The 23813-nt window shown below is 46.2% G+C and carries 27 protein-coding genes and 3 pseudogenes; 19 read left to right on the top strand and 11 right to left on the bottom strand.

Features of this window, described 5'->3' with window-relative positions; all coding sequences use genetic code 11:
- Window positions 1-13: 13 nt before the first annotated feature.
- Complete coding sequence (locus CHRO_RS19130; protein WP_015155872.1) at window positions 14-364, bottom strand: winged helix-turn-helix transcriptional regulator; 351 nt, start codon at window positions 362-364, stop codon at window positions 14-16.
- A 124-nt stretch (window positions 365-488) separates the two neighbouring features.
- Here CHRO_RS19130 and CHRO_RS19125 point away from each other — a divergent pair, with 124 nt between their 5' ends.
- The 14 genes and pseudogenes from CHRO_RS19125 to CHRO_RS19070 all read left to right on the top strand — a co-directional run bounded on the left by CHRO_RS19125 (window position 489) and on the right by CHRO_RS19070 (window position 10091).
- Window positions 489-1457 carry a zinc-dependent alcohol dehydrogenase family protein gene (locus CHRO_RS19125; RefSeq protein WP_015155871.1) on the top strand — a complete coding sequence of 323 codons (969 nt, stop codon included), beginning with the start codon at window positions 489-491 and terminating at the stop codon, window positions 1455-1457.
- Between the two features lie 111 nt (window positions 1458-1568).
- Complete coding sequence (locus CHRO_RS19120; RefSeq protein ID WP_015155870.1) at window positions 1569-2390, top strand: alpha/beta fold hydrolase; 822 nt, start codon at window positions 1569-1571, stop codon at window positions 2388-2390.
- Between the two features lie 98 nt (window positions 2391-2488).
- Window positions 2489-2689 (top strand): annotated as a pseudogene (locus tag CHRO_RS19115) (SDR family NAD(P)-dependent oxidoreductase); the annotation flags it as partial.
- 72 nt (window positions 2690-2761) lie between these two features.
- The gene (locus CHRO_RS19110; RefSeq protein WP_015155868.1) at window positions 2762-3361 is read left to right on the top strand and encodes an ester cyclase; all 600 of its coding nucleotides are present in this window, start codon (window positions 2762-2764) and stop codon (window positions 3359-3361) included.
- 89 nt (window positions 3362-3450) lie between these two features.
- Complete coding sequence (locus CHRO_RS19105; protein WP_015155867.1) at window positions 3451-4179, top strand: alpha/beta fold hydrolase; 729 nt, start codon at window positions 3451-3453, stop codon at window positions 4177-4179.
- A gap of 100 nt (window positions 4180-4279) precedes the next feature.
- Window positions 4280-5815, top strand: a complete 1536-nt coding sequence (locus CHRO_RS19100; protein WP_041463303.1) for a GMC family oxidoreductase — start codon at window positions 4280-4282, stop codon at window positions 5813-5815.
- Window positions 5793-5987: a BBE domain-containing protein gene (locus CHRO_RS30725; protein ID WP_199755791.1), complete on the top strand. Its 195-nt coding sequence runs from the start codon at window positions 5793-5795 to the stop codon at window positions 5985-5987. The genes CHRO_RS19100 and CHRO_RS30725 overlap by 23 nt, the downstream gene beginning before the upstream one ends.
- 43 nt (window positions 5988-6030) lie before the next feature.
- On the top strand, window positions 6031-6489 hold the full coding sequence (locus CHRO_RS19095; protein ID WP_015155865.1) for a VOC family protein: 459 nt from the start codon (window positions 6031-6033) through the stop codon (window positions 6487-6489).
- 196 nt (window positions 6490-6685) lie between these two features.
- Window positions 6686-6865 (top strand): annotated as a pseudogene (locus tag CHRO_RS30720) (SDR family oxidoreductase); the annotation flags it as partial.
- A gap of 100 nt (window positions 6866-6965) precedes the next feature.
- Window positions 6966-7358, top strand: a complete 393-nt coding sequence (locus tag CHRO_RS19090; protein ID WP_041463302.1) for a Rid family hydrolase — start codon at window positions 6966-6968, stop codon at window positions 7356-7358.
- Window positions 7359-7580: 222 nt separating this feature from the next.
- Entirely contained in the window at window positions 7581-8333 is a 753-nt protein-coding gene (locus CHRO_RS19085; protein ID WP_015155863.1) for a glucose 1-dehydrogenase, read from the top strand.
- A 62-nt stretch (window positions 8334-8395) separates the two neighbouring features.
- Entirely contained in the window at window positions 8396-9232 is an 837-nt protein-coding gene (locus CHRO_RS19080; protein WP_015155862.1) for an alpha/beta fold hydrolase, read from the top strand.
- Window positions 9233-9304: 72 nt separating this feature from the next.
- Window positions 9305-9769 carry a hypothetical protein gene (locus CHRO_RS29845; RefSeq protein ID WP_015155861.1) on the top strand — a complete coding sequence of 155 codons (465 nt, stop codon included), beginning with the start codon at window positions 9305-9307 and terminating at the stop codon, window positions 9767-9769.
- A gap of 97 nt (window positions 9770-9866) precedes the next feature.
- Window positions 9867-10091, top strand: coding sequence for a serine hydrolase (locus CHRO_RS19070; RefSeq protein ID WP_041462543.1), 225 nt, complete (start codon window positions 9867-9869; stop codon window positions 10089-10091).
- Between the two features lie 132 nt (window positions 10092-10223).
- Here the strand turns inward: CHRO_RS19070 and CHRO_RS19065 are convergent, their stop codons facing one another.
- From CHRO_RS19065 to CHRO_RS19025, 9 genes are all read right to left on the bottom strand, one after another.
- A complete protein-coding gene (locus CHRO_RS19065; protein WP_181824201.1) occupies window positions 10224-10616 on the bottom strand; it encodes a hypothetical protein in 393 nt (130 codons plus the stop codon).
- Between the two features lie 121 nt (window positions 10617-10737).
- Window positions 10738-11127 (bottom strand): single-stranded DNA-binding protein, encoded by a 390-nt coding sequence (gene ssb, locus CHRO_RS19060; protein ID WP_015155859.1) that lies wholly within the window; start codon window positions 11125-11127, stop codon window positions 10738-10740.
- A gap of 166 nt (window positions 11128-11293) precedes the next feature.
- On the bottom strand, window positions 11294-11698 hold the full coding sequence (vapC, locus tag CHRO_RS19055; protein ID WP_041462542.1) for a type II toxin-antitoxin system tRNA(fMet)-specific endonuclease VapC: 405 nt from the start codon (window positions 11696-11698) through the stop codon (window positions 11294-11296).
- The gene (locus CHRO_RS19050) at window positions 11695-11946 is read right to left on the bottom strand and encodes a hypothetical protein (RefSeq protein ID WP_015155857.1); all 252 of its coding nucleotides are present in this window, start codon (window positions 11944-11946) and stop codon (window positions 11695-11697) included. The genes vapC and CHRO_RS19050 overlap by 4 nt, the downstream gene beginning before the upstream one ends.
- 92 nt (window positions 11947-12038) lie before the next feature.
- Window positions 12039-13019: an AAA family ATPase gene (locus CHRO_RS19045; protein ID WP_015155856.1), complete on the bottom strand. Its 981-nt coding sequence runs from the start codon at window positions 13017-13019 to the stop codon at window positions 12039-12041.
- A 23-nt stretch (window positions 13020-13042) separates the two neighbouring features.
- Window positions 13043-14008 (bottom strand): DNA polymerase III subunit delta, encoded by a 966-nt coding sequence (gene holA / locus CHRO_RS19040; RefSeq protein ID WP_015155855.1) that lies wholly within the window; start codon window positions 14006-14008, stop codon window positions 13043-13045.
- Between the two features lie 88 nt (window positions 14009-14096).
- Complete coding sequence (locus CHRO_RS19035) at window positions 14097-14411, bottom strand: hypothetical protein (protein ID WP_015155854.1); 315 nt, start codon at window positions 14409-14411, stop codon at window positions 14097-14099.
- Window positions 14408-14623: a hypothetical protein gene (locus CHRO_RS19030; protein WP_015155853.1), complete on the bottom strand. Its 216-nt coding sequence runs from the start codon at window positions 14621-14623 to the stop codon at window positions 14408-14410. The genes CHRO_RS19035 and CHRO_RS19030 overlap by 4 nt, the downstream gene beginning before the upstream one ends.
- A gap of 79 nt (window positions 14624-14702) precedes the next feature.
- Window positions 14703-15095 carry a class I SAM-dependent methyltransferase gene (locus CHRO_RS19025; RefSeq protein ID WP_015155852.1) on the bottom strand — a complete coding sequence of 131 codons (393 nt, stop codon included), beginning with the start codon at window positions 15093-15095 and terminating at the stop codon, window positions 14703-14705.
- Between the two features lie 58 nt (window positions 15096-15153).
- On the opposite strand from CHRO_RS19025, the gene pglX reads away from it, so the two are divergent.
- On the top strand, window positions 15154-17808 hold the full coding sequence (gene pglX / locus CHRO_RS19020; RefSeq protein ID WP_015155851.1) for a BREX-1 system adenine-specific DNA-methyltransferase PglX: 2655 nt from the start codon (window positions 15154-15156) through the stop codon (window positions 17806-17808).
- A 108-nt stretch (window positions 17809-17916) separates the two neighbouring features.
- Here pglX and CHRO_RS19015 read toward each other — a convergent pair whose 3' ends face one another.
- Window positions 17917-18270: a XisI protein gene (locus CHRO_RS19015; protein ID WP_015155850.1), complete on the bottom strand. Its 354-nt coding sequence runs from the start codon at window positions 18268-18270 to the stop codon at window positions 17917-17919.
- A 45-nt stretch (window positions 18271-18315) separates the two neighbouring features.
- On the opposite strand from CHRO_RS19015, the pseudogene CHRO_RS34855 reads away from it, so the two are divergent.
- From CHRO_RS34855 to brxL, 4 genes and pseudogenes are all read left to right on the top strand, one after another.
- Window positions 18316-19110: pseudogene (locus CHRO_RS34855) on the top strand (Rpn family recombination-promoting nuclease/putative transposase).
- A complete protein-coding gene (locus CHRO_RS33490; RefSeq protein ID WP_181246558.1) occupies window positions 19107-19883 on the top strand; it encodes a hypothetical protein in 777 nt (258 codons plus the stop codon). Before CHRO_RS34855 ends, CHRO_RS33490 begins: the two are co-directional and overlap by 4 nt.
- Window positions 19884-19886: 3 nt before the next feature.
- The gene (gene pglZ / locus CHRO_RS19000; RefSeq protein ID WP_219335963.1) at window positions 19887-21665 is read left to right on the top strand and encodes a BREX-1 system phosphatase PglZ type A; all 1779 of its coding nucleotides are present in this window, start codon (window positions 19887-19889) and stop codon (window positions 21663-21665) included.
- 65 nt (window positions 21666-21730) lie between these two features.
- Window positions 21731-23749: a protease Lon-related BREX system protein BrxL gene (gene brxL, locus CHRO_RS18995; protein ID WP_015155849.1), complete on the top strand. Its 2019-nt coding sequence runs from the start codon at window positions 21731-21733 to the stop codon at window positions 23747-23749.
- The last annotated feature ends 64 nt before the right edge of the window (window positions 23750-23813 follow it).

Below are 23813 nucleotides of genomic sequence, written 5' to 3'. Positions count from 1 at the left end.
CTATCCCAATGCTCTAGAGGCGACTTTGGCAATATTCTTCTAGATCGTCAATCATATCCAGAATTTCAACGAACCGAGAGCCAAAGGCAGTCAACTTATACTCCACGCGGGGCGGAATTTCTGGATAAGCAACTTTCTCAACAATACCAAAGTTGACAAGATCTACTAATCGCTCATTCAAAACCTTAGTGGTCAATCCCTCAGTTGCACGAGTCATTGCTCCTGGGCGGTTGATACCTTGACGAATTAAGCGTAAAACCTCCAGCATCCATTTACAACCAAGAGTATGCTCTACGATATGAGCCACAGTTGGTTGAGAAGCAGGGATTTTTTTTGGCAAGTTACGGGATTGTGATAACTGCATTTGCGACTGAACAGTAACTACCTTACTAGATGGTGCTGACTTGCGGGACAAGAGAGAACCATTTACGTTGAGTGGTATTGAAATACCTTTACCGTTGATTATAAAGCAAGGATGGTTAGCACAGATGGAATGTATGAAAGCAGCCGTACTGACAACATTTGGTGGTGCTGAGAGTTTTGAGATTCAAACTGTGCCCAAGCCAATACCAAAACCTAATCAGGTTCTAGTAAGGGTGTGTGCGACATCGATCAATCCAGTTGATTATCAGACTCGCCGTGGTGATTACAAAGACTTGGTTCGATTACCGGCAATTATCGGAGTTGACATTTCAGGGGTTATTGAGACAGTTGGAGAGTCAGTGACAGACTTTGAGGTAGGAAACGAAGTTTATTACTCGCCGCAGATTTTTGGAGAATCTGGCAGCTATGCTCAATATCATGTTGCTGATGCAGGGATTGTTGCGCTTAAGCCTTCTAACTTGTCGCACATTGAAGCAGCGTGTTTTCCTCTCGCAGGAGGAACGGCTTGGGATTGTCTAGTGACGAGGGTCAATCTTCAAGTTGGGGAATCAGTTCTAATTCATGCGGGTGCTGGTGGCGTTGGTTCAATGGCGATTCAACTTGCAAAAGCAATGGGAGCCTATGTTTTTACAACATGCAGTTCTAAAAATCTCGATTTTGTCAAAAAACTTGGTGCAGATCGAGCCATTGATTACAAGAACGAAGATTACGCGGAAGTTATTTATCAGGAAACAGATGAGCTAGGTGTTGATTTAGTTTTGGATACGATCGGTGGGCAAACAATCCAGCGTAGCCCAGAAATTATTCGCTCATTTGGCAGGCTTGTGAGTATTGTAGACACTCAAACGCCGCAATCACTCATCGAAGCATGGGGCAAGAATCTGACTATCCATTTTGTTCTCACGCCACAGTACCGAGCAAAATTAGATGCTTTAACAAAACTAATCGAGCGCACTCAGCTTCGCCCCGTCATTGATTCAACGCTGTCTTGGGAGCGGATAATTCAAGCACATCAGCGTCTAGAGCGGGGGGGTACGCAAGGGAAAATTGTGCTGGAATTTACCAAAAGTTAGACTGTCCTCACCGATCGCTTTAAATCATCACCTGAAAAATAGCCCCAAGTAGCACAACTTCAAACATTCGCAAATACCTTGTGACTACCGCCTTCACCAGGAGATCGCACTATGAACATGCTTAACTTCAGGAACAGCATCCGCCTGCTTCTGATTGTCACTCTCTTTTTAGGAACTCTTACCATCACTTCTCTAGGAGCTATCATGAGTACTGCAAATGCACAAGTTAACAAGCCCACGATCGTCCTCGTCCACGGCGCATTCGCCGAGTCTTCTAGTTGGAACGGTGTCTTGACCAAGCTGATCGCCAAAGGCTACCCGACGGTTGCTGTGGCTAATCCCCTGCGCGGTGTCAAGAGCGATGCAGCTTATGTCGCCAGTACCCTTAAGGATATCAAGGGTTCCATTGTGCTAGTTGGGCATTCCTACGGAGGCGCAGTCATCACCAATGCGGTCAACGGCAACAAGAATGTAAAGGCACTGGTCTACGTTGCTGGCTTCGCTCCTGATGCGGGCGAAACTGCCATTGAACTCTCAGGACGTTATCCGGGCAGCACGCTCGGACCAAAACTCGCGCCACCAGTTGAACTAACCGATGGTGGTAAAGACCTCTACATTCAGCAGGACAAGTTCCACGCCCAGTTTGCTGCGGATGTGCCCGCTAGCGACGCGCAACTGATGGCTAGCACCCAGCGCCCGATTACAGAAGCCGCCCTGAACGAAGCCTCCGGTGCGCCCGCATGGAAATCTACCCCGTCCTGGTTTATTTATGGCGATCGCGACTTGAACATTCCTCCAGCGGCACTGTCTTTCATGGCGAAGCGCGCTATCTCAAAGGAAACCGTTGTTGTGAATGGCGCGTCCCATGTCGTGATGGTTTCCCATTCAGATGCCGTTGCCAAGCTCATCGATCGTGCTGCAACCGCGCCATAGACGAGGCGTAAATGCATCTGGCTACAAGCATCTTCTCTAATTAGTACTTGAATCTAATGGCATTGACAGAAGGAGAAACACAATGATACTTCAGGGTAGTGGCGTTAGTCACTGGAGGAACTTCAGGAATTGGTCGTGCAGCCGCGATCGCTTATGCCCAACAACAAGCAAAGGTGGCGGTGGTGGGTCGTCGAATGGATGAAGGTGAAGAAACCGTTCGATTGATTCAGGAAGCTGGCGGAGAGGCGATTTTTGTGCAAGCAAATGTCACGAAAGAAGCCGATGTTGAAGCAATAATTGTAAGAATTTGAAAGAAGTCGAGCCTTGGAACTCAATACACCTTAAACAGATAGAACTAGGAGAATCCAATCATGGTCAAACAGCAATCTGTAGACGAACAAGCAAATATAAAGGCAACTAGCAACCTGACACCAGCCCAGGAGTCTTTGCAAGAACTCTGGGATGAGCATCTGCGACACGAGTTTGGCACTCACAACGTTGAAGATGCTCTTGCCACGATGGTTGAGGATGCTTATGTTAATGACATTCCGGTAATGACTGGGGGAGTAGGGAAACCAGCACTGCGCGAGTTTTATTCCAAATACGGCATTCCACAAATACCGCCAGACATGGAGCTAATCCCAATCTCGCGCACGATTGGAACCGATCGGCTTGTCGATGAAATGCTGGTTAAGTTCACTCATACCATCCGAATGGACTGGATGCTACCTGGCATTGCTCCGACAGGGAAACGGGTTGAAGTGGCATTGGTAGCGATCGTTCAGTTCCGTGGCGACAAGCTAGCCCACGAACACATCTACTGGGATCAGGCAAGTGTATTGGTTCAACTCGGCTTGCTCGATCCGGGTACACTACCCGTTGTGGGTGTTGAAAGTGCGCGTAAGGCGATCGATCCAAGCTTGCCCTCAAACGCACTAATCGATCGTGCCAGCGATCGCGACTCAGTGTAGGAGTCAGCACACAAACGCCCAAACCTGCAATCAGGACTCGGCGCGTTTCTGATTGCTAGCTCCTACATATATTGTTGGGGAATCATTCAATGTTAACTTTTGTCTTAGTTCACGGCGCATGGCACGATGGTTCTGCTTGGGAAACTGTCATTAAACATTTACAAGCGCAAGGACATCAAGCTTTTGCTCCCACGATCGCCGGACATGGTAAAAGCGTAGATAAAAACGTTAACCATGCTCAATGTACGCAATCGATCGTCGATTCCATTGTTGGCAAAGACTTAACCGATATTGTTCTCTTAGGTCATAGTTTTGCCGGAACAATCATTGCGAAAGTTGCTGAAGCGATTCCCGATCGCATTAGACGACTGATCTTCTTAGATGCTTTTGTCCTCAATGATGGAGAAAGCCTCAGAGATAGCCTTCCGCCGCATTATCAAGCGTTATTTGACTCTCTAGCTAGAGAATCGGACGATCGTACGATGGTGATGCCGTTTGAGCTTTGGCGAGAAGCGCTTCTCAATGATGCTGACCTCGAACTGGCTCGATCCAGTTACGCACGATTATCCCCTGAACCGTATCAACCGTGGATTGACAAATTAGACCTGAAGCAGTTTTACTCGCTGCCCATTCCTAAAAGTTACCTCTACTGTACAGAAGATAATGTCCTCCCTCAAGGCGAACAGTGGGGTTGGCATCCGAGAATGTCTAACCGCTTGGGGCTATTTCGGCTTGTACAAATGCCCGGTAGTCATGAGGTCATGTTTTCTAACCCAGTCGGTCTAGCAGAAAAGATTATTGTGGCAGGGCGCGACTAGCAGCAGAATTTGCGATCGCCAACCCACTAATGTCGCCATCATTCAACAAACAATTACCTGAAAAGGAGAAATCATGACAACTACATGTATGAAACATGAAATGGCTCAATATGACTATATTGTGATTGGCGCTGGTTCAGCAGGCTGCGTTGTTGCCAACCGTCTTACAGAAGACCCTAATACTAAAGTATTGCTGCTCGAAGCGGGTGGTCCTGATACCAAGCCAGAACTTCAAGTTCCGAACTTGTGGCCTACTACACTCTTAGGCTCGGAAGTGGACTGGGCATACTTAACTGAAGGGGAACCTTACCTAAACAACCGCAAAATTTTATCTTCACGCGGTAAAGTCTTGGGCGGCAGCAGTTCGATTAATGGCATGATTTATATCCGAGGCAATGAACGTGACTACGATAGCTGGCAAGCATTAGGTAATACTGGTTGGAGTTATCAGGATGTTTTGCCTTACTTCAAGAAATCGGAAAACCAGCAGCGGGGAGCATCGTTATTTCACGGGGTTGATGGACCCCTTAGCATCACAGATCCACTCTCTCCTGCAAAAGTGTCGCAACGCTTTGTGGAAGCCGCGATCGCACAGGGCTATGAGCAAAATCCCGACTTTAATGGTGTACAGCAGGAAGGTGCAGGACTTTACCAAGTGACCGTGAAAGATGGCAAGCGCCAAAGTACAGCAGTGGCATTTCTGCGTCCGATTAAAGATCGCCCCAACTTGACCATTCAAACAGGAGCATTGGTGACTCGTTTACTCTTTGAGGGAAAGCGCGCGGTAGGGGTAACGTATGTCCAAAATGGAAAGGAGTATCAAGTTAGGAACAACTCCGAAGTGATTTTGAGTGCTGGTGCCTTCGAGTCCCCCAAGCTGCTAATGCTTTCTGGAATTGGACCTGCCGAACATCTGCGGGCAGTAGGCATTCCTGCGATCGTTGATTTGCCGGGTGTCGGACAGAATCTTCAAGATCACCCACTTGCCGTTATTGCCTACCAGTCTACTACTGACGTGCCCGTTGCGCCAAGTAGTAATGGGGGAGAAGCTGGGTTATTTATGCATACCAACAATAATTTAGATGAAGCACCTAATTTGCAATTTACAATTGTTCCGATTTTATATGTCGATCCTGCCTATGCACATGAAGGTCCGGCATTCACCCTTCCCTTTTACATCACCCGTCCCGAAAGTCGTGGTAGTGTAAGACTACGTTCCTCCTCCCCCTTCGACCCACCGTTGATTCGGGTCAACTATCTTCAGAAAGAATCTGACATGCAACTGATGGTTGAAGGACTCAAAATTTTGCGTCAAATTGTGTACTCCGATGCGTTTAATGAGTTTCGGGGCGAGGAAATTGCTCCAGGAAGTTCTGTGCAGAGCGACAAAGCAATCGAAGATTATATTCGGCAAACGTGCGGTACGGGATGGCATCCTGTTGGGACGTGCAAAATGGGTATCGATCGGATGGCGGTTGTCGATCCTCAACTCAAGGTACGGGGGATTGAAGGGTTACGAGTTGTTGATGCATCGATTATGCCAACTATGATCGCAGGAAACACAAATGCATCGGCAATTATGATTGGAGAAAAGGCTGCCGATTTGATAAAAGTTGGAACAAAATTACCTCAATGATGCTTTGAGAGAGGGATACATCAATCTCCTTTCGGAGCAAGAACAGGAGCGCGATCGGCTTGCCTTCGGGTCGAACTATGAGCGATTGCTCGATCTTAAGCAGAAATACGATCCAGATGATGTGTTTCGATCGACGATCGGACATCTCGCACCCCATTCGCTCACATGGTAAGACTCTGAGGTATCTAGAACATTCACAATTACAGGAGATTCAAATGACAATTTTAACTCAAACATCTTCAACTCTAGGCTCAAATCCTCTGAGTTCGATGCAAATCGATCGTGTTTGCTTGAATGTACCGAACTATGAGGAAACGCTTCAGTGGTATCAAGAAAAGCTAGATGCGACGATCGAACATGAATGGACAGTAGGCGTTTTCCCAGATCTGAAATTGGCTTATCTCAGTGTATATGGCTTTCGCCTCGAAATTATTGGCTCTACTCAGTCACAATCAGGAATGCCGATCGCGACTAATTTTGGTGAAGGATTAAGGACAACAGGCATCGGACATTTTTGTTTTCGAGTTCGAGATGTCGATGCAGTTCTTGCTGAATTAAATCGACGGGGTGTGAAAACATTTGTCGAACTCGGAAGCTATCCCGATCCGGGTATTCGGCTCTGTGTGATTCAAGACAATAACGGCAATCCGATCGAGTTTGTCACCCCATTATGAATTCATTAATGAAATAGATCCCAACAGTTGCTGCTACATAACAAACTGATTAGGGCGGACAGGTGAGAATTCTTTCATCTATCGTTCAAGAAATCATTGTCGTTCATACATCAATACAGGTGAAACATTGATGTTAGAGGGTGGGTATGTAGCGCAGTAGTCGATCGGCAGTGCGAAACGTTGCGACCAAGTGGCGATCGACACCGATATGAATCCCATAGATGGAGACTCTGCCGCAGGGCAGACCAAGATGACTGCCCTCGGTCGCTATGGACAGGGTGACGAGGTGGCTAGCATGGTATCTTATCTCGCCAGTCCTGAAGCCACTTTTGTCACGGGCGCGAGCCTCAAAATTGATGGCGGCTTTGCCGCTTGAACGAGACGTAATCAAACTTGTAATCCCTAAACACAACCAGGAGAACACTATGTCACAAAAACTCTCAGATTTCCAGCGACCCACAACAGGAGCATTCCATATGGTCCAGCGTGACGCCGTTTTCCCGGCCGGTCGGCATGACCTCTACACGTCGCAGACCTATTCCGCAGCGATCAGATCAGGTGACCTCCTGTTCGTGTCCGGTCAGGTCGGCAGTCGCAGCGATGGCTCGCCCGAGCCCGACTTTGAGGCTCAGGTTCGCCTGGCATTCGCCAATCTCGAGGCGACCCTGCAAGCGGGTGGATGCGGGCTTGACGATATCGTCGACGTGACGACATTTCATACCGATCCCGAGAATCAATTCGGCACGGTCATGACCGTTAAAAGCGAAGTCTTCCCGGAAGCGCCTTATCCGAATTGGACGGCGATCGGCGTCAACTGGCTCGGGGGGTTCGACTTCGAGATCAAGGTCATCGCCCGTATTCCAGGCTGAATTCATCAGGCGGAGCGGGCGACGGGATAACCCGACACTGCACTCGACCAGCCCGGCGCGAACCGTCCTCGCGAATCGTGAGATGGTCGGTGCTGGGCCAGCCAATGAATGTCTGTCCGTTCGGCATTTGTCATCAGGGCGAAACGATTCGCGGGCTTATTGGTAAGTAAATTGCCGATTTGGAGATCGCATTAGTAATAATCACATACCCAGGAAAACACTATGTCACAAAAACTCTCAGGAAAAGTTGCACTCGTCACTGGCGGCACCAGCGGCATCGGGCTTGCTACTGCCAAGCGATTTGTCGCTGAAGGTGCCTATGTCTTTATCACGGGTCGTCGTCAGACTGAACTTGATGCTGCTATAAACGAAATTGGTAAGAACGTGACTGGCATTCAGGGCAATGTCTCCAATCTGGCAGACCTCGATCGGCTTTACGCCACAATCGAGCAAGAGCAAGGTCACTTGGATATAATCTTTGCGAATGCCGGTGGTGGCGAATTCGTCCCGCTCGGATCGATCGCCGAAGAACACTTTGACAAAACCTTCAACACCAATGTCAAGGGTCTACTGTTCACTGTGCAGAAGGCACTGCCACTGATGCCAGAGGGCGCTTCCATTGTCCTGAATGCCTCAACTGCTTCCATCAAGGGCACCCCAGCCTTCCGTGTGTATGGTGCCACCAAAGCCGCCGTGCGATCGTTTGCCCGTACCTGGACAGTTGACCTCAAAGACCGCCAGATTCGAGTGAATGCCATTAGCCCTGGTCTCATTCCGACTCCCGGTTACAATCTCCTGGGCCTCAGTGAAGCGCAGTTGAAAGAATTTGTGGAGAGCCAAGCTAACAACATTCCATTGGGACGAGCTGGTGCGCCCGACGAGATCGCCAAAGCCGTTGTTTTTCTGGCTTCAGATGACAGCAGCTATGTCAGCGGCATTGAGCTATTCGTCGATGGTGGCTTCACACAAATCTAAGAGGGTGCTGTGTCCAGAGCGGTCAGCTAGCAATTCAAATTCAGCATTCATAGGAGATTGCAATGCCTTACGTTACTGTCGGTCAAGAAAATTCTGCAACCATTGATCTCCACTACGAAGATCTGGGGACAGGTCAACCGATTGTTCTGATTCATGGATTTCCCCTCGACGGTCATTCCTGGGAAAAGCAGGTCTTAGTGCTGCTAAATGCGGGGTATCGAGTCATTACCTACGATCGCCGAGGATTCGGCGCTTCTAGCCAACCCTCGTTTGGCTACGACTACAATACGTTTGCAGCCGATTTGAACGTGCTGATGACCAAGCTTGACTTACATGATGCTGTGTTGATCGGCTTTTCAATGGGAACAGGCGAAGTCACGCGCTATCTTGGCAAATATGGCTCGGAGCGGGTGCAGAAAGCCGTGCTGATGGCTCCAGTGCCACCCTTTCTGCTGAGGACAGACGACAATCCCGAAGGAGTCGATCGCAGTGTCTTCGACGGCATTATGAAGGCAATTGTTGAAGATCGCCCAGCGTATCTATCAGCATTTTTCCAAAACTTCTTCAACACGGACGTGCTAGGAGGCGATCGCATTAGCAAAGATGCCATCCAGATGAGTTGGAATGTCGCGGCAGGAGCTTCTGCCAAGGGAACTTTAGACTGCGTGCCGTCGTGGTTGACCGATTTCCGTGACGATCTGCCACGCATCGACGTGCCAACCCTAATCGTTCATGGGGATGCCGATCGCATCCTCCCACTTGAAACGACCGCAGCGAGACTGCCACAGTCAATTAAAGACAGTCGCCTCGTGGTCATACCTGGCGGTCCTCATGCCATCAACTGGACTCATGCCGATCTGGTCAATCCTGCGCTGCTGGACTTTCTCAAAGGAAATTAATTCGGTCTTTCAATGCCTCTCGCTCGACTCTATCCATCCTAGAGGTAAGAAATGAAGAGTAAATAGCGGATTTTGTCAAGTTTTCTGTTTCTAGTAGTTCTCATTAGCATATTGTCATTAGGAGTAACGCAGGCTAATAGTCGTAACGATTTTGCTCGCGATTTGACTAACCCGCGTCTGATTCAACGCGGGAGGTATATTGTTACGGCATTAGGTAACCATTCTGGATGTCACAGTCCGAACAAAACCCCTAACGATCCAGAGTGGTTAGCTGGGTACTTGCCAGGAACTCCAGGGCAACCGTTTCAAATCGGTGAATTCCAAATTTATCCATCCAACATCACCCCTGATGAAGAGACGGGAATTGGTAGCTGGACACCTCAACAAGTTTTCAATGTCTTCCGCCAAGGACAAGACAAACACGATAATACAATTTGCCCGCCGATGTTTTGGTCTGTATATCAGAACTTGAGCGATCGCAATACTTGGTCAATTGTGGCTTATCTTAAGGAAGGCATCAAACCAGTGAAAAATTAAGTTCCTGAAAATACAACACCTCAAGGGACGCGCCCAGATTACACGCCACTGTTCCAAAACTTACAACCTCTACCTGCTTATCCTGGAAAAAACGAGATTGGCGTGTGGCGCAGATAAGGATTGTTCGTATGCTCATAAAATTGGTGCGGGTACAGGCGTACTGGGCATCGGCACTGCTAACAATGACGTTGGCACCGTTACTTCTCCCAAGGGAAGACAAATTGCGATCGCAGTATTTGTCGTTGGTTCAAAAGCAACTTTAGAGGCACGCGAAAGAGTAATATCTCATATTGCTGCCGCAGTGGTCAAGGCAATCGAATAAAGTTGAATAAATTCATTAAATTGTTTTGTCAACCGGTACAAAACTTCCTTAATTGATAGTAGCAAAGAAAAAATATACTCCTAGATTTAAATCAGGAGTATCTGTATTGAAAAGATTTGTCGCTTAATCCTACTAGAATGGAATATCTAATTCATTAACGGACACACTATTACTAGCTGTGGCTGCTGTAACTAAAGTGTGTTCTGCTAGTTGAGATTGTAAATGCTTCTCAGTAAGTTTGGATTGACCAAATTCAGTTGGAATGAAGTTACGAATAAATAGAGTACATTTCTTTTCCTTATATCCGTTACCAGTGTCTACTACTTCCATGTCTGGATAACCAACGGCTACACCATCTGTTCCGGCTTCCACTCTAGCGATCGCAACGGCAGCTGCTCCTTTCGCACGAAAAGACGTGGTGCTTTCTACTAATCCATCTTTGGAGTAAGAATGAAACGAGCAATCGCCGTAGACTATTTTTACTCCTTGAGGATCGTGGGTTTCGTCACAAGAGCGAATTTTCACTGTAAGAGTTGCGTTAATCATAATATTCCATTGCAGACGAATAGATTCTGTTTAGTTGCGCGTAGCGCCATGAAGTAGCGAACCGCACTTCGTCCACAAGTGAAGTGTGGTCTGACTTTCGTTAAAAATTAGCGTTAGCTATGCTAGCTTGTGGAGCATGACTAGAAGCATTGGGTTCTTCACCGCGTTTAGAGGAGCTAATTAGCTCTAATTCGCTGACTCTAATGACAGGTTTGCTACGAGGTAAGCCGCTATTTTTGTCAACCCAAACATCAAATTTGAGTTCTCCAGCAACACCAATTGTCGAACCTTTACGTACCCAATCAGTAGCAACTTGGGCAATATTTCCCCACAGTTCTAAGTCCCACCACATTGGTAAATCGCTTTTATAAGGTGGTTTGACAGCAAGAGTCAAGGTAGTTTTCATCGCACCCGACTCGAAGTAGTGGGTAGCTGGATCTTGACCGACGCGACCGACTAATTCGATTCTATTGATGAATTGTTGGGTCATATTACACTCCCTAAATTCTCATGAATTTTGCGCGTAGCGCTTGCTGCGTTATCCATTTCTCATTGAAAGCTCAAGTGGCGATCGCGGGACTATCCTAATAGCAACAATATAAATCTCTTCTTGGCAGATGCGCCTTAGCGCTCAACACCTATCAAAATCTACTTTCTTATCCTGCCTCCCAGTCTTCAAGGTTGAGTTGAGATACCCTACTAAACTCTCTAATATTGTGAGACACTAGTGTTAAATTGTTAGCCAAAGCAATCGCAGCAATTTGGAGATCGTAGGGTCCAATTGGCGTACCATTAATAGCAAGAAAAGCTCTAATCTGTCCGTAAATTAGGGCAGCTCTATCGTCAAATGGTAAGGAGACATATTGGTTGAGAAACTCTTGCTGCCGTGCCAGCGTGCGTTCTGGATTTGAGCTTTTCATCGCTCCATAAAATAACTCAGCCTTAACCACAGAACAGACAAAGACATCTGTGGACGGTATTGCTTCTAAACGTTGCCTCACACCAACTGCTCGACCCTTCAAGTATCCAATACAAGTATTGGTATCCAGTAAATACATCAGTCTAGCGGCTCCCGCTCTGGGAGTTCCCCTTGTGGTTCTCGCTCTAATTGCTCGTCACTTAAACAGCCAAATGTACGTTCAAAAAAATCAGATGAATAGCCTAATTCTTCGGGTGATTTTGTCTGCGTTGGGGTGACAGGTTGAACCGTTACCGTAACTTCTAAGTCGGCATCTTGGAGCGCAACTGGTACATCTAAATGCAAAATTCCATCTTTACCAACGCGAGTACGTAGCACAATCTTTTGCATTACAGTTTATCCTTTGAGGAACTACACTATTATTGTCGATTTTCATCTAGGCATGACGCATCCAGCTAGTATGACTATGCGCTAGCCGATAATCAATTACCCAGCAATAGTACTTCCCAAACGAGCCTAGAAGAAGCCATCTTTAATAGGGCGGCTTTGGCTGCTTCCAGTTTTTCTATCCAGTTGGTGTTACCAAGCGATCGCCACCATAGGTGTTGAAGGTAATCGAGCAGCCACAGTTGTCGCTCGAAATCCAGCATCGTATCTATTTCCTTCGCCAAGCGCATTGCATTCAAGGCATTAGTGGGAGGTAACTCAAGTTGTTCTACAAGCACTTTTGGCATAGTTTGCAACTGGTTGTAGTGGGCGATCGCTTGCCCTGGACTACCAGCAGCCAACGCCACGACAGCCCGATCGTTCGTAATTTCCGCGTTTCCAAGTCTTTCCAGCACCCGTATCATATTACTGCCATTCAGCCGATGAAACGGGATCGCCTGACAGCGGCTGGCAATGGTAGGTAGTAGTTTTTGTGGCTGGGATGAAATCAGGATAATACTGCCGCTGGTTGGTTCTTCTAAAGTTTTCAGCAAAGCATTTGCAGCAGAAGCAGCCATTCGATCTGCGTCTTGGATGACTACGACTTTGCTAGGTGCAGTTAGCGCACGGCAAGAGAGAAATTGAGTAACAACTCTAATTTGCTCGATCCGAATTTGAGGCGGCGACTTGGGCTTTACCTCCGAGTGAGCTAGCTCGCTTTGATTAACCAATTCTCCCCGATCCAGGTAGGTTGGTTCTACCCATAATAGATCGGGATGGTTAGTGAGGTTATGGGTGTCAAAGAGTTGAGCGATGAAGGTGCGAGCAGCCAGTGTTTTGCCCACACCATCTACACCAGCAAACAGATATGCTGGTGCAATTCGATTAGTTGCGATCGCGCCTCCAAGTAGAGATACGGCTGTTGATTGCCCCACCAAACCAGAAAACTCACCAATTGCTCGTTCTTTGCTGACAGCATGTTCCCGATTGTTTGCAGTTGGAACAATGGGAATAGATACAGTTGTTTGTGATGACATATTTGACTGGATTATAGCTAGAGCTAAGCACAGATTTTTACGATTTGGGTTTGGAGAGTAGTCTTTTCATCCCATCCATTCTTCAGCATTAATTCCAATTCCAACAGCACCGACAAAGCTTTCTGCAAATTGCTGGCTGGAATGCTAGCAACTTCTTGGCGTAGGAAGTAAAGCCGTTTGGGATTTTTGATTTCTGCTAAGAACGCGATTGCGCTATCGTCCTGCCAGTTAGCAGCGATGCAAAGTTTGACGACTAACCAAGTTCTAAATGTTGTCGTCAGGGTGGCAGCAATTTTTAAGGCAGGTTCATTTCTAGCAATTAAATCCTCAACCAATTTTAATGCCAAAGAGACATTACCCGTGCGAATAGCACTTGCCAATTGCAAGCTGTTTGTTGCATTGTTGGTAACTAATTCTCTCACTGTATCGGCATTGACAGTTACACCATTGGCGTATACTTTAAGTTTTTCTAACTGGGTCACTAATAAGCGCGTATTGTTACCAACTGCTTCAACCAATACTCGATAAGCATCAGGTGCGAACTCGATCCCCGTTTCTTTTGCTAAGTTACGCGCTTGCTTTATCAGCGTGTCAGTCTGCCACTGGGGAATCGAGGGAAATTCCTTAACTTGGGCAAATTGTAGCAGCAGCTTCACTGACTTGTTCCTAGAATCGGGTTTGTTAATAGTAGTAATCAGCAGAAAGTTAGTGGCTGGTACGATCGCTAAGATGTGCTCTAACTGCTGCAACATTTCTTTCGGGCAAACTCCCAATAGAGTGCTGGATGGTAAGTAAACTAACCGACCTCCCGTTCCTAATGGAGGAGTCATAATATCCGCGATCGCTTGAGGAATGCTATCTTTTGAATCTGGAGGATATTCGGAGTAATTAAAACTCGCCCATCGTTCATCGAGAACGCGCGATCGCAATTGTTTAATCACGCGACTCATCAGGAACTCGTCTTCGCCCCAATAAATGTGTATTGGCATGATTCTATAACTGAATAGAAGATTCTAGAAAGAGATACCCGCACTCTAGATGTAAGTGCGGGTTGTGCTAATTGAATTGAACTAGAGTCTAGAGAGCATCCACTGCTTGGAATGCACCAAAGTGTTCTCTAATTCTGTGTTGAACGGTAGGACTGCATTGCCCCCACCAACGTTCTGTAGGTTGACCGCCTACACAAGAGAGAACAGCGCCAAAACCCGCTCCTACATATTTAACAGGCAGGCAAATACTACCTCTTGCGGTTTGTTTTGGTTGAGGTGTTACGCCAAAGGAAATGAGTTTTCTTTCTAGCTGGTTGAGAGTCTGAATTTCTGGCATAATCAAAGGTGCTTGCGATCGGGAACAGACAATTAGTGGAGTATTTGCCTGTTCCCGTGTTTTCATCTCAATCGGCGCTTTTGCGCCAAAATACCTTTGACGTAACCAACAATCTTTTCTGCACTGGCTTCTGGTTGGTCTTCACTTAGCTCTCTGCACAACCAGCTAAAGCTAGCTTTTAAGGTTTCCCTTCTTTTGAGCGGGTCTTCTTTGTTGGGATGGCGTGCAGTTAAAATCGTTGCGGCTTCTGCAATTACCTCTGACTTTGTTTTAGCCACGATAATTTCTCCAATTTTGTCTCTAAATTTTGTCGATAATGATGAGGCAGCACTCTACACAGGTATAGCGATAACTTCGTTAAGCTTCGCTAACGCTATTGACAAATAATCCCCAAGGCAAATCCTGAACTTGGGCATTAACTGCGTTTAACCAATACCGAAATTGCTTGTAAAAACTGGTATTGTATTGCCAAGGACTATGACTCACAAGCGAGACCAGCCTGCCTCCAACTTTTAAGCATTGATAGGCTCTTTTCACGTGAGATATCTGCTGTGAGAAAGGAGGATTTTGTACGACTCGCTCGTAGCGATCGCCTAGATTGGGAGTAGTCAGAAAGTCCGAGCCAATTAGTAGTAAACCTTGTAGTGATAGGCTCGTTTGCAATTCTGGAATTGGTTCGATAACTTCGACGATCGCTCCTGCTTGCTGTAGAGAAGTCGCTAGCTTACCAAAACCAGCCGATGGCTCCAAACAACTCGCTGGTGTAGCGGATTCCCCTACTCAATTCTCCCCTCTGCTCCCTGCCCCCTTGCCCCCTTGCCTAGTCAAGAAGGAGAAGTCTTTAACACCCCAAGAGCTGACTGCGATCGATCCTGCTTGTGGTAGCGGTCATATATTAGTGTATGCGTTTGATTTGCTGTTTGAGATTTACAAGGAGCAAGGTTATCTAGAACGGGATATTCCGGCGTTGATTTTGACGCACAATTTGTATGGTTTAGATATTGATGAACGTGCGGCGCAGTTGGCAAGTTTTGCCGTGTTGATGAAGGCACGGGCGAAAAATTCGCGGATTCTGCGGCAGCCACCTGCTTTGAATATTACAGCGGTGCGTCCTACTCATAGTCAGACTTTACCGCCTGCTGCGGAATTGAAAGCTGAAGATTGGGAACCGCTAGTTGAGGCTTTTAAGAATGCCGATAATTTGGGAAGTTTGATTACGCCACCACCTTTTGATGCACAGAAGTTGAAAGCGCAATTGGAGAAGTTGGAAAATAGCGATCGCAATCCACTATTTCGAGAATATGTTCCAGCTTTGCAAGGGTTACTTTTACAGGCAGAGTTGTTGAGTAATCAGTATTGGGTTGTGGTGGCAAATCCGCCTTACATGGGTAGCGGCTCGTTTAATGATGTAGTCAAAAAGTTTGTTAATACGAATTATCAAAACAGTAAAAGTGATTTATTTGCTGTTTTTATGGAACTGTGTATAAAGATGGTTGCTAATACTGGGTTTATGGCAACCATCAATCAACATTCTTGGATGTTCCTCAGTAGTTATGAAAATTTACGAAAAGAATTGTTGACAAAATACACTATAGAGTCAATGGTTCACTTGGGAGCAAGAGCCTTTCCTGAAATAGGTGGCGAAGTTGTACAATCAACAACTTTTGTATTGAGTAAACAAAGCCCTCAAGATAGAACAGGAAATTATGTTCGTTTAGTTAATTATAATAGTGCTGAGTCGAAAGAGAAAAAATACCTCAGTGGTGAACATAGGTATTTTGGAGTTAATCAAGCTGACTTTGCGAAGATACCAGGGAGTGCGATCGCTTACTGGGTCTGTAAAAATATTTTTAACATTTTTTGGCAAAGTCATAACTTAGGTAAAATTGCTGTTACTACTAAAGGAATAGCAACCAATAAAAACGATCGTTTTATACGTTGTTGGCAAGAAGTAAGTATTGAGCGCACAAATTTGAAATATTCAACTAAAGGTAAAAATAATTCAATTAAATCTTGGTTTGCATTAAGCAAAGGTGGAGAATTTAGAAGATGGTACGGAAATTTGGAATACGTTATTAACTACTTGAATGACGGGGAAGAAGTGAGAGAGTATAGGGTCAAAGTTGGACAAGCTGAAGCATTGCCAGGAGCCAAATATTACTTTCTTCAGGGTATTACGTGGTCAAAAATAAGTTCGTCGTTTTTTGGTGTACGTTTTTTACCAAAAGAATTAATTTTTGATGATGCAAGTCCATCATTATTTACAAGCAAAAATTATATTTATTGGCTGTTGGGATATATGTGTTCTAACGTTGCTTTTGAGTTAATTAAAGTTATAAGTTCTACACTTAATTTTCAGTCAGGTGATATCAAAAATTTACCTGCGCCAGTCAATAATGAATCGCATACGTATGCTCAAAATATTGCCTTATCAGCTATCGAAATTTCTCGTCAAGACTGGGACAATTTTGAAACCTCCTGGGACTTCCCAACCCATCCGCTATTACGTCACAACACCAAACACCTCAGCGAAGCTTTCACCATTTGGCAAAGTAAATCAGAAACCGCCTTCCGCGAACTCCAACGCCTTGAAGAAGAAAACAACTGCTACTGGATAGAAGCCTACGGCTTACAAGACGAACTTACCCCAGAAGTACCCGACGACCAAATCACCATCCGCCGCGCCGACTTAGACAGAGATATCCGTTCCCTCATCTCCTACGCAGTTGGCTGTATGATGGGGCGCTATTCTCTCGACAAACCAGGACTCATTCACGCCGGACAACCTTTCGACCCCACCCTACACCAAACCTTCCCCGCCAGCAGTAATGCAATTATTCCGATTACCGACCAAGCATACTTTGATGACGACATCGTTACCCGCTTCATAGAATTTCTGCGCGTCGCCTACAGTCCCGAAACCCTCACCGAAAATCTCAATTTCATCGCCAACGCCCTCAAACTTAAAAACGGAGAAAGTGCCCAAGAACGCATCCGTCGCTACTTTGTGCAAGAATTCATCTCCGACCACATTCAAACTTATAAAAAGCGTCCTATTTACTGGCTATTTACTAGTGGTAAAAAACGAGCCTTTGGCGCATTAGTCTACTTACACCGCTACAACGAAGACACCCTCGCCCGCATCCGCACCGATTACGTTTTGGAATTGCAAGTCAAATTAGACGGTGAAATTGCACGATCGCAACAACAGCTAGACAACGCCAGTTCCAGCGCCGCTAAAAAAGCCGCCACCAACCGCTTAAAAGAACTGCAAGCCCAACAGCTAGAACTGCGAGATTACCAAGCCAAGCTGCAAACCCTAGCCGATGCGCGAATTACACTCAACCTTGACGATGGAGTAGCCTACAACTACACTCGCTTCAAAGGCTTGGTTTATGAAGGCTCTGATTTAAAAATGGCAGATTTAGAGAAAGCTTCTCAATGGAAAAGGGAGTTATTGTAATGAGTCATACCATTTCTTTCAAACTTCGCGCCTAGAAGATCCCCCCAACCCCCCTTTTTAAGGGGGGCTATAGGATTGAAACTGGTGTAATGATAAACAGAAATGGTATTAAGCAATAGCAAATTCTGTCAATTCTCGTTTACTGGGATGATGAAACCCTAAAACAATATCACTTTGAGGGATGCCAGCAGATAGTAAATCGTCAACAACGCAGAAATTAGTTGCATCTGTTTCAACCCAAATTTTGCCGTTTTTAATGCAGAGATACATGATGATATACTTGATCTGCTTTTTTCCCTCCCAACCAAAACGAAACCAAAGATATTGATCTCGTGTTTCATCAAAAGCTAGGCGATCGCTTGCCTCAACTTCTCTATTTTCCGTAACTTGAATATTAGCTATTTCATAATATTCTGTTAATATAACTTTGATAGCACTACGATATTTTTCTAGCTCGTTCATTGCAAAACCTCCTCTTTTTTTAGATTCACAAATATTAACTTTTTCATGTTCGATAATCTCTGTAAGTTCCTAGTCGAGAATTTTTCCAACGATTTCGCTACTTGGCTGCTAGGCGAACCAATAGCCTTAACCCAGTTAAGTCCTAAAGAACTTTCCCTAGAACCAATTCGTGCCGATGCTCTCATCTTACGGCAATCAGATGAAATAGTTTTGCACATCGAATTTCAAACTCAACCGGATGGAAATATTCCTTTTCGCATGGCAGACTACCGTTTGCGGGTATATCGTCGCTTTCCTCGCAAACAGATGCGTCAAGTAGTGATTTATTTACAAAAAACTAATTCAGAACTGGTTGGGCAAACTACATTTACTCTTGAAGAAACATTTCATCGCTTCCAAGTAATTCGTCTATGGGAACAACCAACAGAAATATTTTTGCAAACTCCTGGCTTACTTCCATTTGCTGTTTTAAGTAATACCGATAATAAAACTAATACTTTGTAGGAAGTCGCAACAGTAATTAACAATATTACCAACCAACGAACGCAGAGCAATCTTGCTGCATCTGCATTCATCCTAGCTGGGCTAGTATTGGAAGAAGAAGAGATTCAGCGTTTGCTACGGAGAGATATTATGCAAGAGTCAGTAACTTATCAATTATTACTAGCTGAAGGTCGAGCTGAAGGTCGAGCTGAAGGTATCGAACAGGGGATTCGACGTGTTGCGATCAATATGTTAAAAGAGGGAATGTCTATTGAAGTAGTGGCAAGAGTGACAGGTTTAACGGTGGAACAAGTACAACAATTACAAATTGCTGAAGCAGAAAAACCAGGAGAATGAACACCGCCCGTATCCAAAACACCCTAGAAAACCTCTTCCATGATTCCGCCCGTTGGTCGCACTCAGGACAACGGGTTGTATTTTGGTACGATCCCGATCGGCAATTTGCCAGCAGTTTCGACGAACTCCAGCTCGAAGGTGTAGAGAAAATCCAACTGATTGACACTCCCTTCACCGTCAAGTATCGCCTATTAATCGAGCAACCGACTCAAGCCTTTCTCCTGTACGCCCCTTTTCCCGAACCTGCGCCCCAAGAAAACTGGCTGCTGGATATCCAAAAGAGCGGCTTAACCTTCTCTGCCGATCCTGCTGCTCTGATCTACGCTGATTTAGGACTGCGCCAGCGCCGCCTAGAGAGTGTAATTCGAGAACAGATAAAATTTTTCAAAAACCGCAAGCGCACAGAAGCCCTGCAAGCAATGGCTATCTCCCCTGATAGCGACGAACGGGGATTACTCCTCGCCATGCTTTCCGTTCTCGCAGGCTTAAAAGTCCCTGACGCAGGTACGTTGATCCGACGGGTGCTGCTAGGAGGATTGTTAGAGTCCGATAATTCCCTTTGGTCTGACATTGAGCGTTTTGTCTCCCCAGCAGCCTTCTGGGAGATAGTCCAAGAACACACCGACTTCCCTACGCAAAATCCCAGCTTAAACAAGTTATTCGTGCAGTTGCTAGTCACTCATTTCGCTAAATCGCTGCACGGTGCAATTCCGCCTCAGTTAGCAGATCGAGTTATCACGCCTGGACAACGGGCTTATGCCTTTATCGATTAGTGGATGCGCGACCAGCAGGATTATCCTGGCTGGCAGATCCTTAGTAGTGAAGTAGCAGAACAATTACAGATATTTGATGCGATCGAGCATTTAGAGCCAGAAGTTTTATATGAAGCAGCTAGCTTTGAGGTCGTAGACCAGGTTTTAATTCGTACCTGCGTCAAAACACTACGTTCTCAGATAGGGCAGCCAACAGCACAACTAGCCCCTTGGCGCAATTGGTTACAGGCGCGTCACACTCTAATTTGGTTTTCCAAGTATGAGAAGATTTACCAAGCCATAGAAGCCGCGATCGCGCTGTTGGAATTTAAGCAGCAGTATACCGAAGGATTCCGCCAGCCTGCACCTACCCTCTTCAAAGCCTATGCTAGCAATTTACATTCCTTTGACCGAGCCTACCGCCACTTTATTACGAAGAGTGATGATGCTCATGGGGACATCCTGAAGGGCTTAATTGAAGACGTAGAGAATTTATACACCCAATGGTTTTTGGATGAGCTAGGAGATGCTTGGTCTAATGCCCTTGACGAACGCTGGGAATTGGCAGGTATAGCTTCTCAAACCAAGTTTTTTGCTAGGTACGTGCTACCAATTTTAGAACGGAGCGATCGCGAGAAAGCATTTGTGATTATTTCCGATGCCTTGCGCTACGAAGTCGCCAGCGAACTCCAGGAGATAATCCAGAAAGAAATACGGGGTGAAACTAGCATAGAGGCGCAATTTGGAGTTTTACCCAGCGTCACGCGATTGGGAATGGCAGCACTGCTTCCAGGGTCGAGGTTAGAACTTATTCCAGGTAGTGACGATGTTTTACTCGATGGGCTGAGTACCAAAGGAGCGATCGCAAGGCAAAAGGTACTGAATCAAAATAGCCGTGTAGAAGCTACGGTAATTGATGCCAAAAACTTACTAGAGATGAATACAGACGAGGGACGGGCTGCCGTGCAACCGTATCGCCTCATCTACATTTATCACAACGTCATTGATGCAATTGGAGATAAGGCATCAAGCGAACGCCAAGTATTCTCAGCTTGCGAACAGGCAATTAGTGAACTGCTACGGCTAGTCAAGAAAATTTGTAATTCTATCAACGGTACAAACGTCATTATTACCGCCGATCACGGGTTTTTGTACCAACGCCGCCCGATTCAAGAAGCAGACAAGCGACCCATACCGAGTAGCGAAGCAGTGCTAGAAAGCAAACGCCGCTACCTCTTAGCACGAGAGCAAGTGAGCGACTCAACCTTGCTGCACTTCAACTTGCCATATTTAAAAGATGGTGTTGCCATTGTACCCCGTGGTAGTTTACGCTTTGCCGTCCAAGGGGCGGGGGCGCAGTTTGTCCACGGCGGGGCATCGCTTCAGGAAATCTGCGTACCAGTCATTACCTACCATCACCAAAGGGCAAAAGGCGACGAGGGACCAGCCCGTAAAGTAGGAGTACAGGTAAGTGCGAGAGTCCGACGGGTAACGAATAATCGCTTTAGCTTGACATTAGTACAGACTGAAGCAGTTGAGGGTAGATGGCGATCGCGTCAAATTACAGTTGCCTTATACGATCCCCAAACGAATACACCCATTACAGACGTGAGAGGAGCTAAATTAAGTAGCAATAGCCCCCATCCCAGCGATCGGGAAATTAACCTGCGGTTGACCGTAACTACCGCTAATCCCCCTACTAACGCCTATTTAATCGTCAAAGATGCAGATGACGAGAGTGAATTGCTGCGAGAACCTTGGACAGTTAGTTTAGGAATCGCCAACGACTTTGGAGACTTCTGATCGAAATCTTCACCCAGTAGATGATACCAAATCATCTCCCCCTGCCCCCCTGCCACTTCTCCCCAATGGACGACCTGAACCAAAAACTCAACAACATTTACCCTGGAAAGGTAGTACGGAAAGACTTGACCAAGCGGATCAAAGAGGGTGCTAACGTACCCGTGTACGTGCTGGAATACCTACTGGGTATGTACTGTGCTACTGACGATGAAACCACCATTGAGGAAGGCGTTACTCGTGTAAAAAACATCCTAGCTCAGAATTACGTCCGTCCTGACGAAGCAGAACAGGTTAAATCTAAGATTCGGGAATTAGGGCGCTTCACCATCATCGATCGCGTGACAGTTACACTCAACGAGAAAAATGACATTTACCAGGGCGCATTAATGAACCTGGGTGTCAAGGGCATAGTGATTGATTCTGAAATCGTCAAACCTAACCAAAAACTCCTGGGTGGTGGTATTTGGTGCATCCTGCAACTAGAGTACGAAGCTGGGATGAAACCCAGCCCCTTCATTGTGACAAGCCTCAAACCGATCCAAATGCCCAGCGTGAATATGGATGAACTGTTTGCAGGTCGTCCAGCTTTTACTCGTAGCGAATGGATTGACTTGCTGATTCGCTCGACGGGACTAGAACCCACCACTACCAGTGAGGATGTGAAGTGGCATTTACTTGCCCGCTTAGTACCCCTTTGTGAAAATAACTACAACTGCTGCGAATTGGGACCGCGCTCTACAGGCAAATCTCACGTTTACAAAGAAGTTTCTCCCAACTCAATCTTGGTTTCTGGTGGAAAAACCACAGTAGCAAACCTGTTTTACAATATGTCCAGCCGCTGCGTAGGACTGGTAGGTTTATTTGATGTCGTTGCCTTTGACGAAGTAGCAGGCATCAGCTTCCACGATAATGATGGCGTGCAAATCATGAAAGACTACATGGCATCGGGTTCATTTGCACGGGGTAAGGCAGAGATTACCGCCAATGCTTCTATGGTGTTTGTCGGCAACATTAATCAAAGCGTGGAATCCTTGGTGAAAACTTCTCACCTGCTAGCACCGTTCCCCGAAGCTATGATTGACACTGCCTTCTTCGATCGCTTTCACGCCTATATCCCTGGTTGGGAAATTCCCAAATTTAGCCCCGAAAATTTTACCAATCAGTACGGTTTTATCGTAGATTACTTGGCGGAGTGGCTGCGGGAAATGCGGAAACGCAGCTTTGCCGATGCGATCGACCTTTACTTTCGATTAGGTAATCATCTCAAGCAACGGGATGTACAAGCAGTCCGCAAAACTGTATCGGGACTGCTGAAGTTGCTCTTCCCCGATGGCTCGTTTAGCAAAGACGACGTGCGCGATGCCCTGGTGTACGCCCTACGAGTGCGGCGGCGGGTGAAGGAACAGCTCAAGAAAATTGGTGGGATGGAATTTTACGACGTGCATTTCAGCTACATTGACTTGGAAACTTTAGAAGAACATTTTGTCTCAGTTCCAGAACAAGGTGGAGCGAGCTTGATTAGCCAAGACATACTAACTCCTGGTCACTTATACTTTGTCAGTACTGGGGATAGCGGTATCGTCGGCACGTTCAAACTCGAACTGCAAGCAGTACCAGGTAGTGGCAAGTTGGTACGCACTGGGGGCGCGAGCGCTACCAGGATGAAAGATAGTGTAAACATTGCCATCAATTACTTTAAAGCTAACGCTCAACGGGTTAGCAGCAGCATACACCCAAATAATTGGGATTTCTTGCTCCAGTTACTCGACTTGCAAGGAGCTGGGACACCGGAGGAAAGTGGATTAGCTTTGTTTGTTTCCTTATGCTCCGCTTCCTTAAAACGGAGCGTCCAGACACAATTAGCCATATTTGGTGAGATGACTTTAGGTGGTACGATTAACCCAGTCAACAATCTAGCAGCTAGCCTGCAAGTAGCCTTTGATGCTGGTGCTAAGCGCGTTCTCCTACCAATGGCAAGTGCCGTAGACTTAGTTAGCGTCCCACCAGAGTTATTTGCAAAATTTCAGACATCATTTTACGCCGATCCTGTAGACGCAGTATTTAAAGCACTGGCAGTAGATTGAAGAGGCAGGGGGGCATCGCTGCGCTTGGGAGCAGGGGAGCAGAGGGGAGAAGCTACATATAGAT

It is taken from the genome of Chroococcidiopsis thermalis PCC 7203 (assembly GCF_000317125.1).
GTDB lineage: Bacteria > Cyanobacteriota > Cyanobacteriia > Cyanobacteriales > Chroococcidiopsidaceae > Chroococcidiopsis > Chroococcidiopsis thermalis.
Note: the sequence above shows the minus strand (reverse complement) of the source record. Positions and strands in the feature narration are given on the sequence as shown.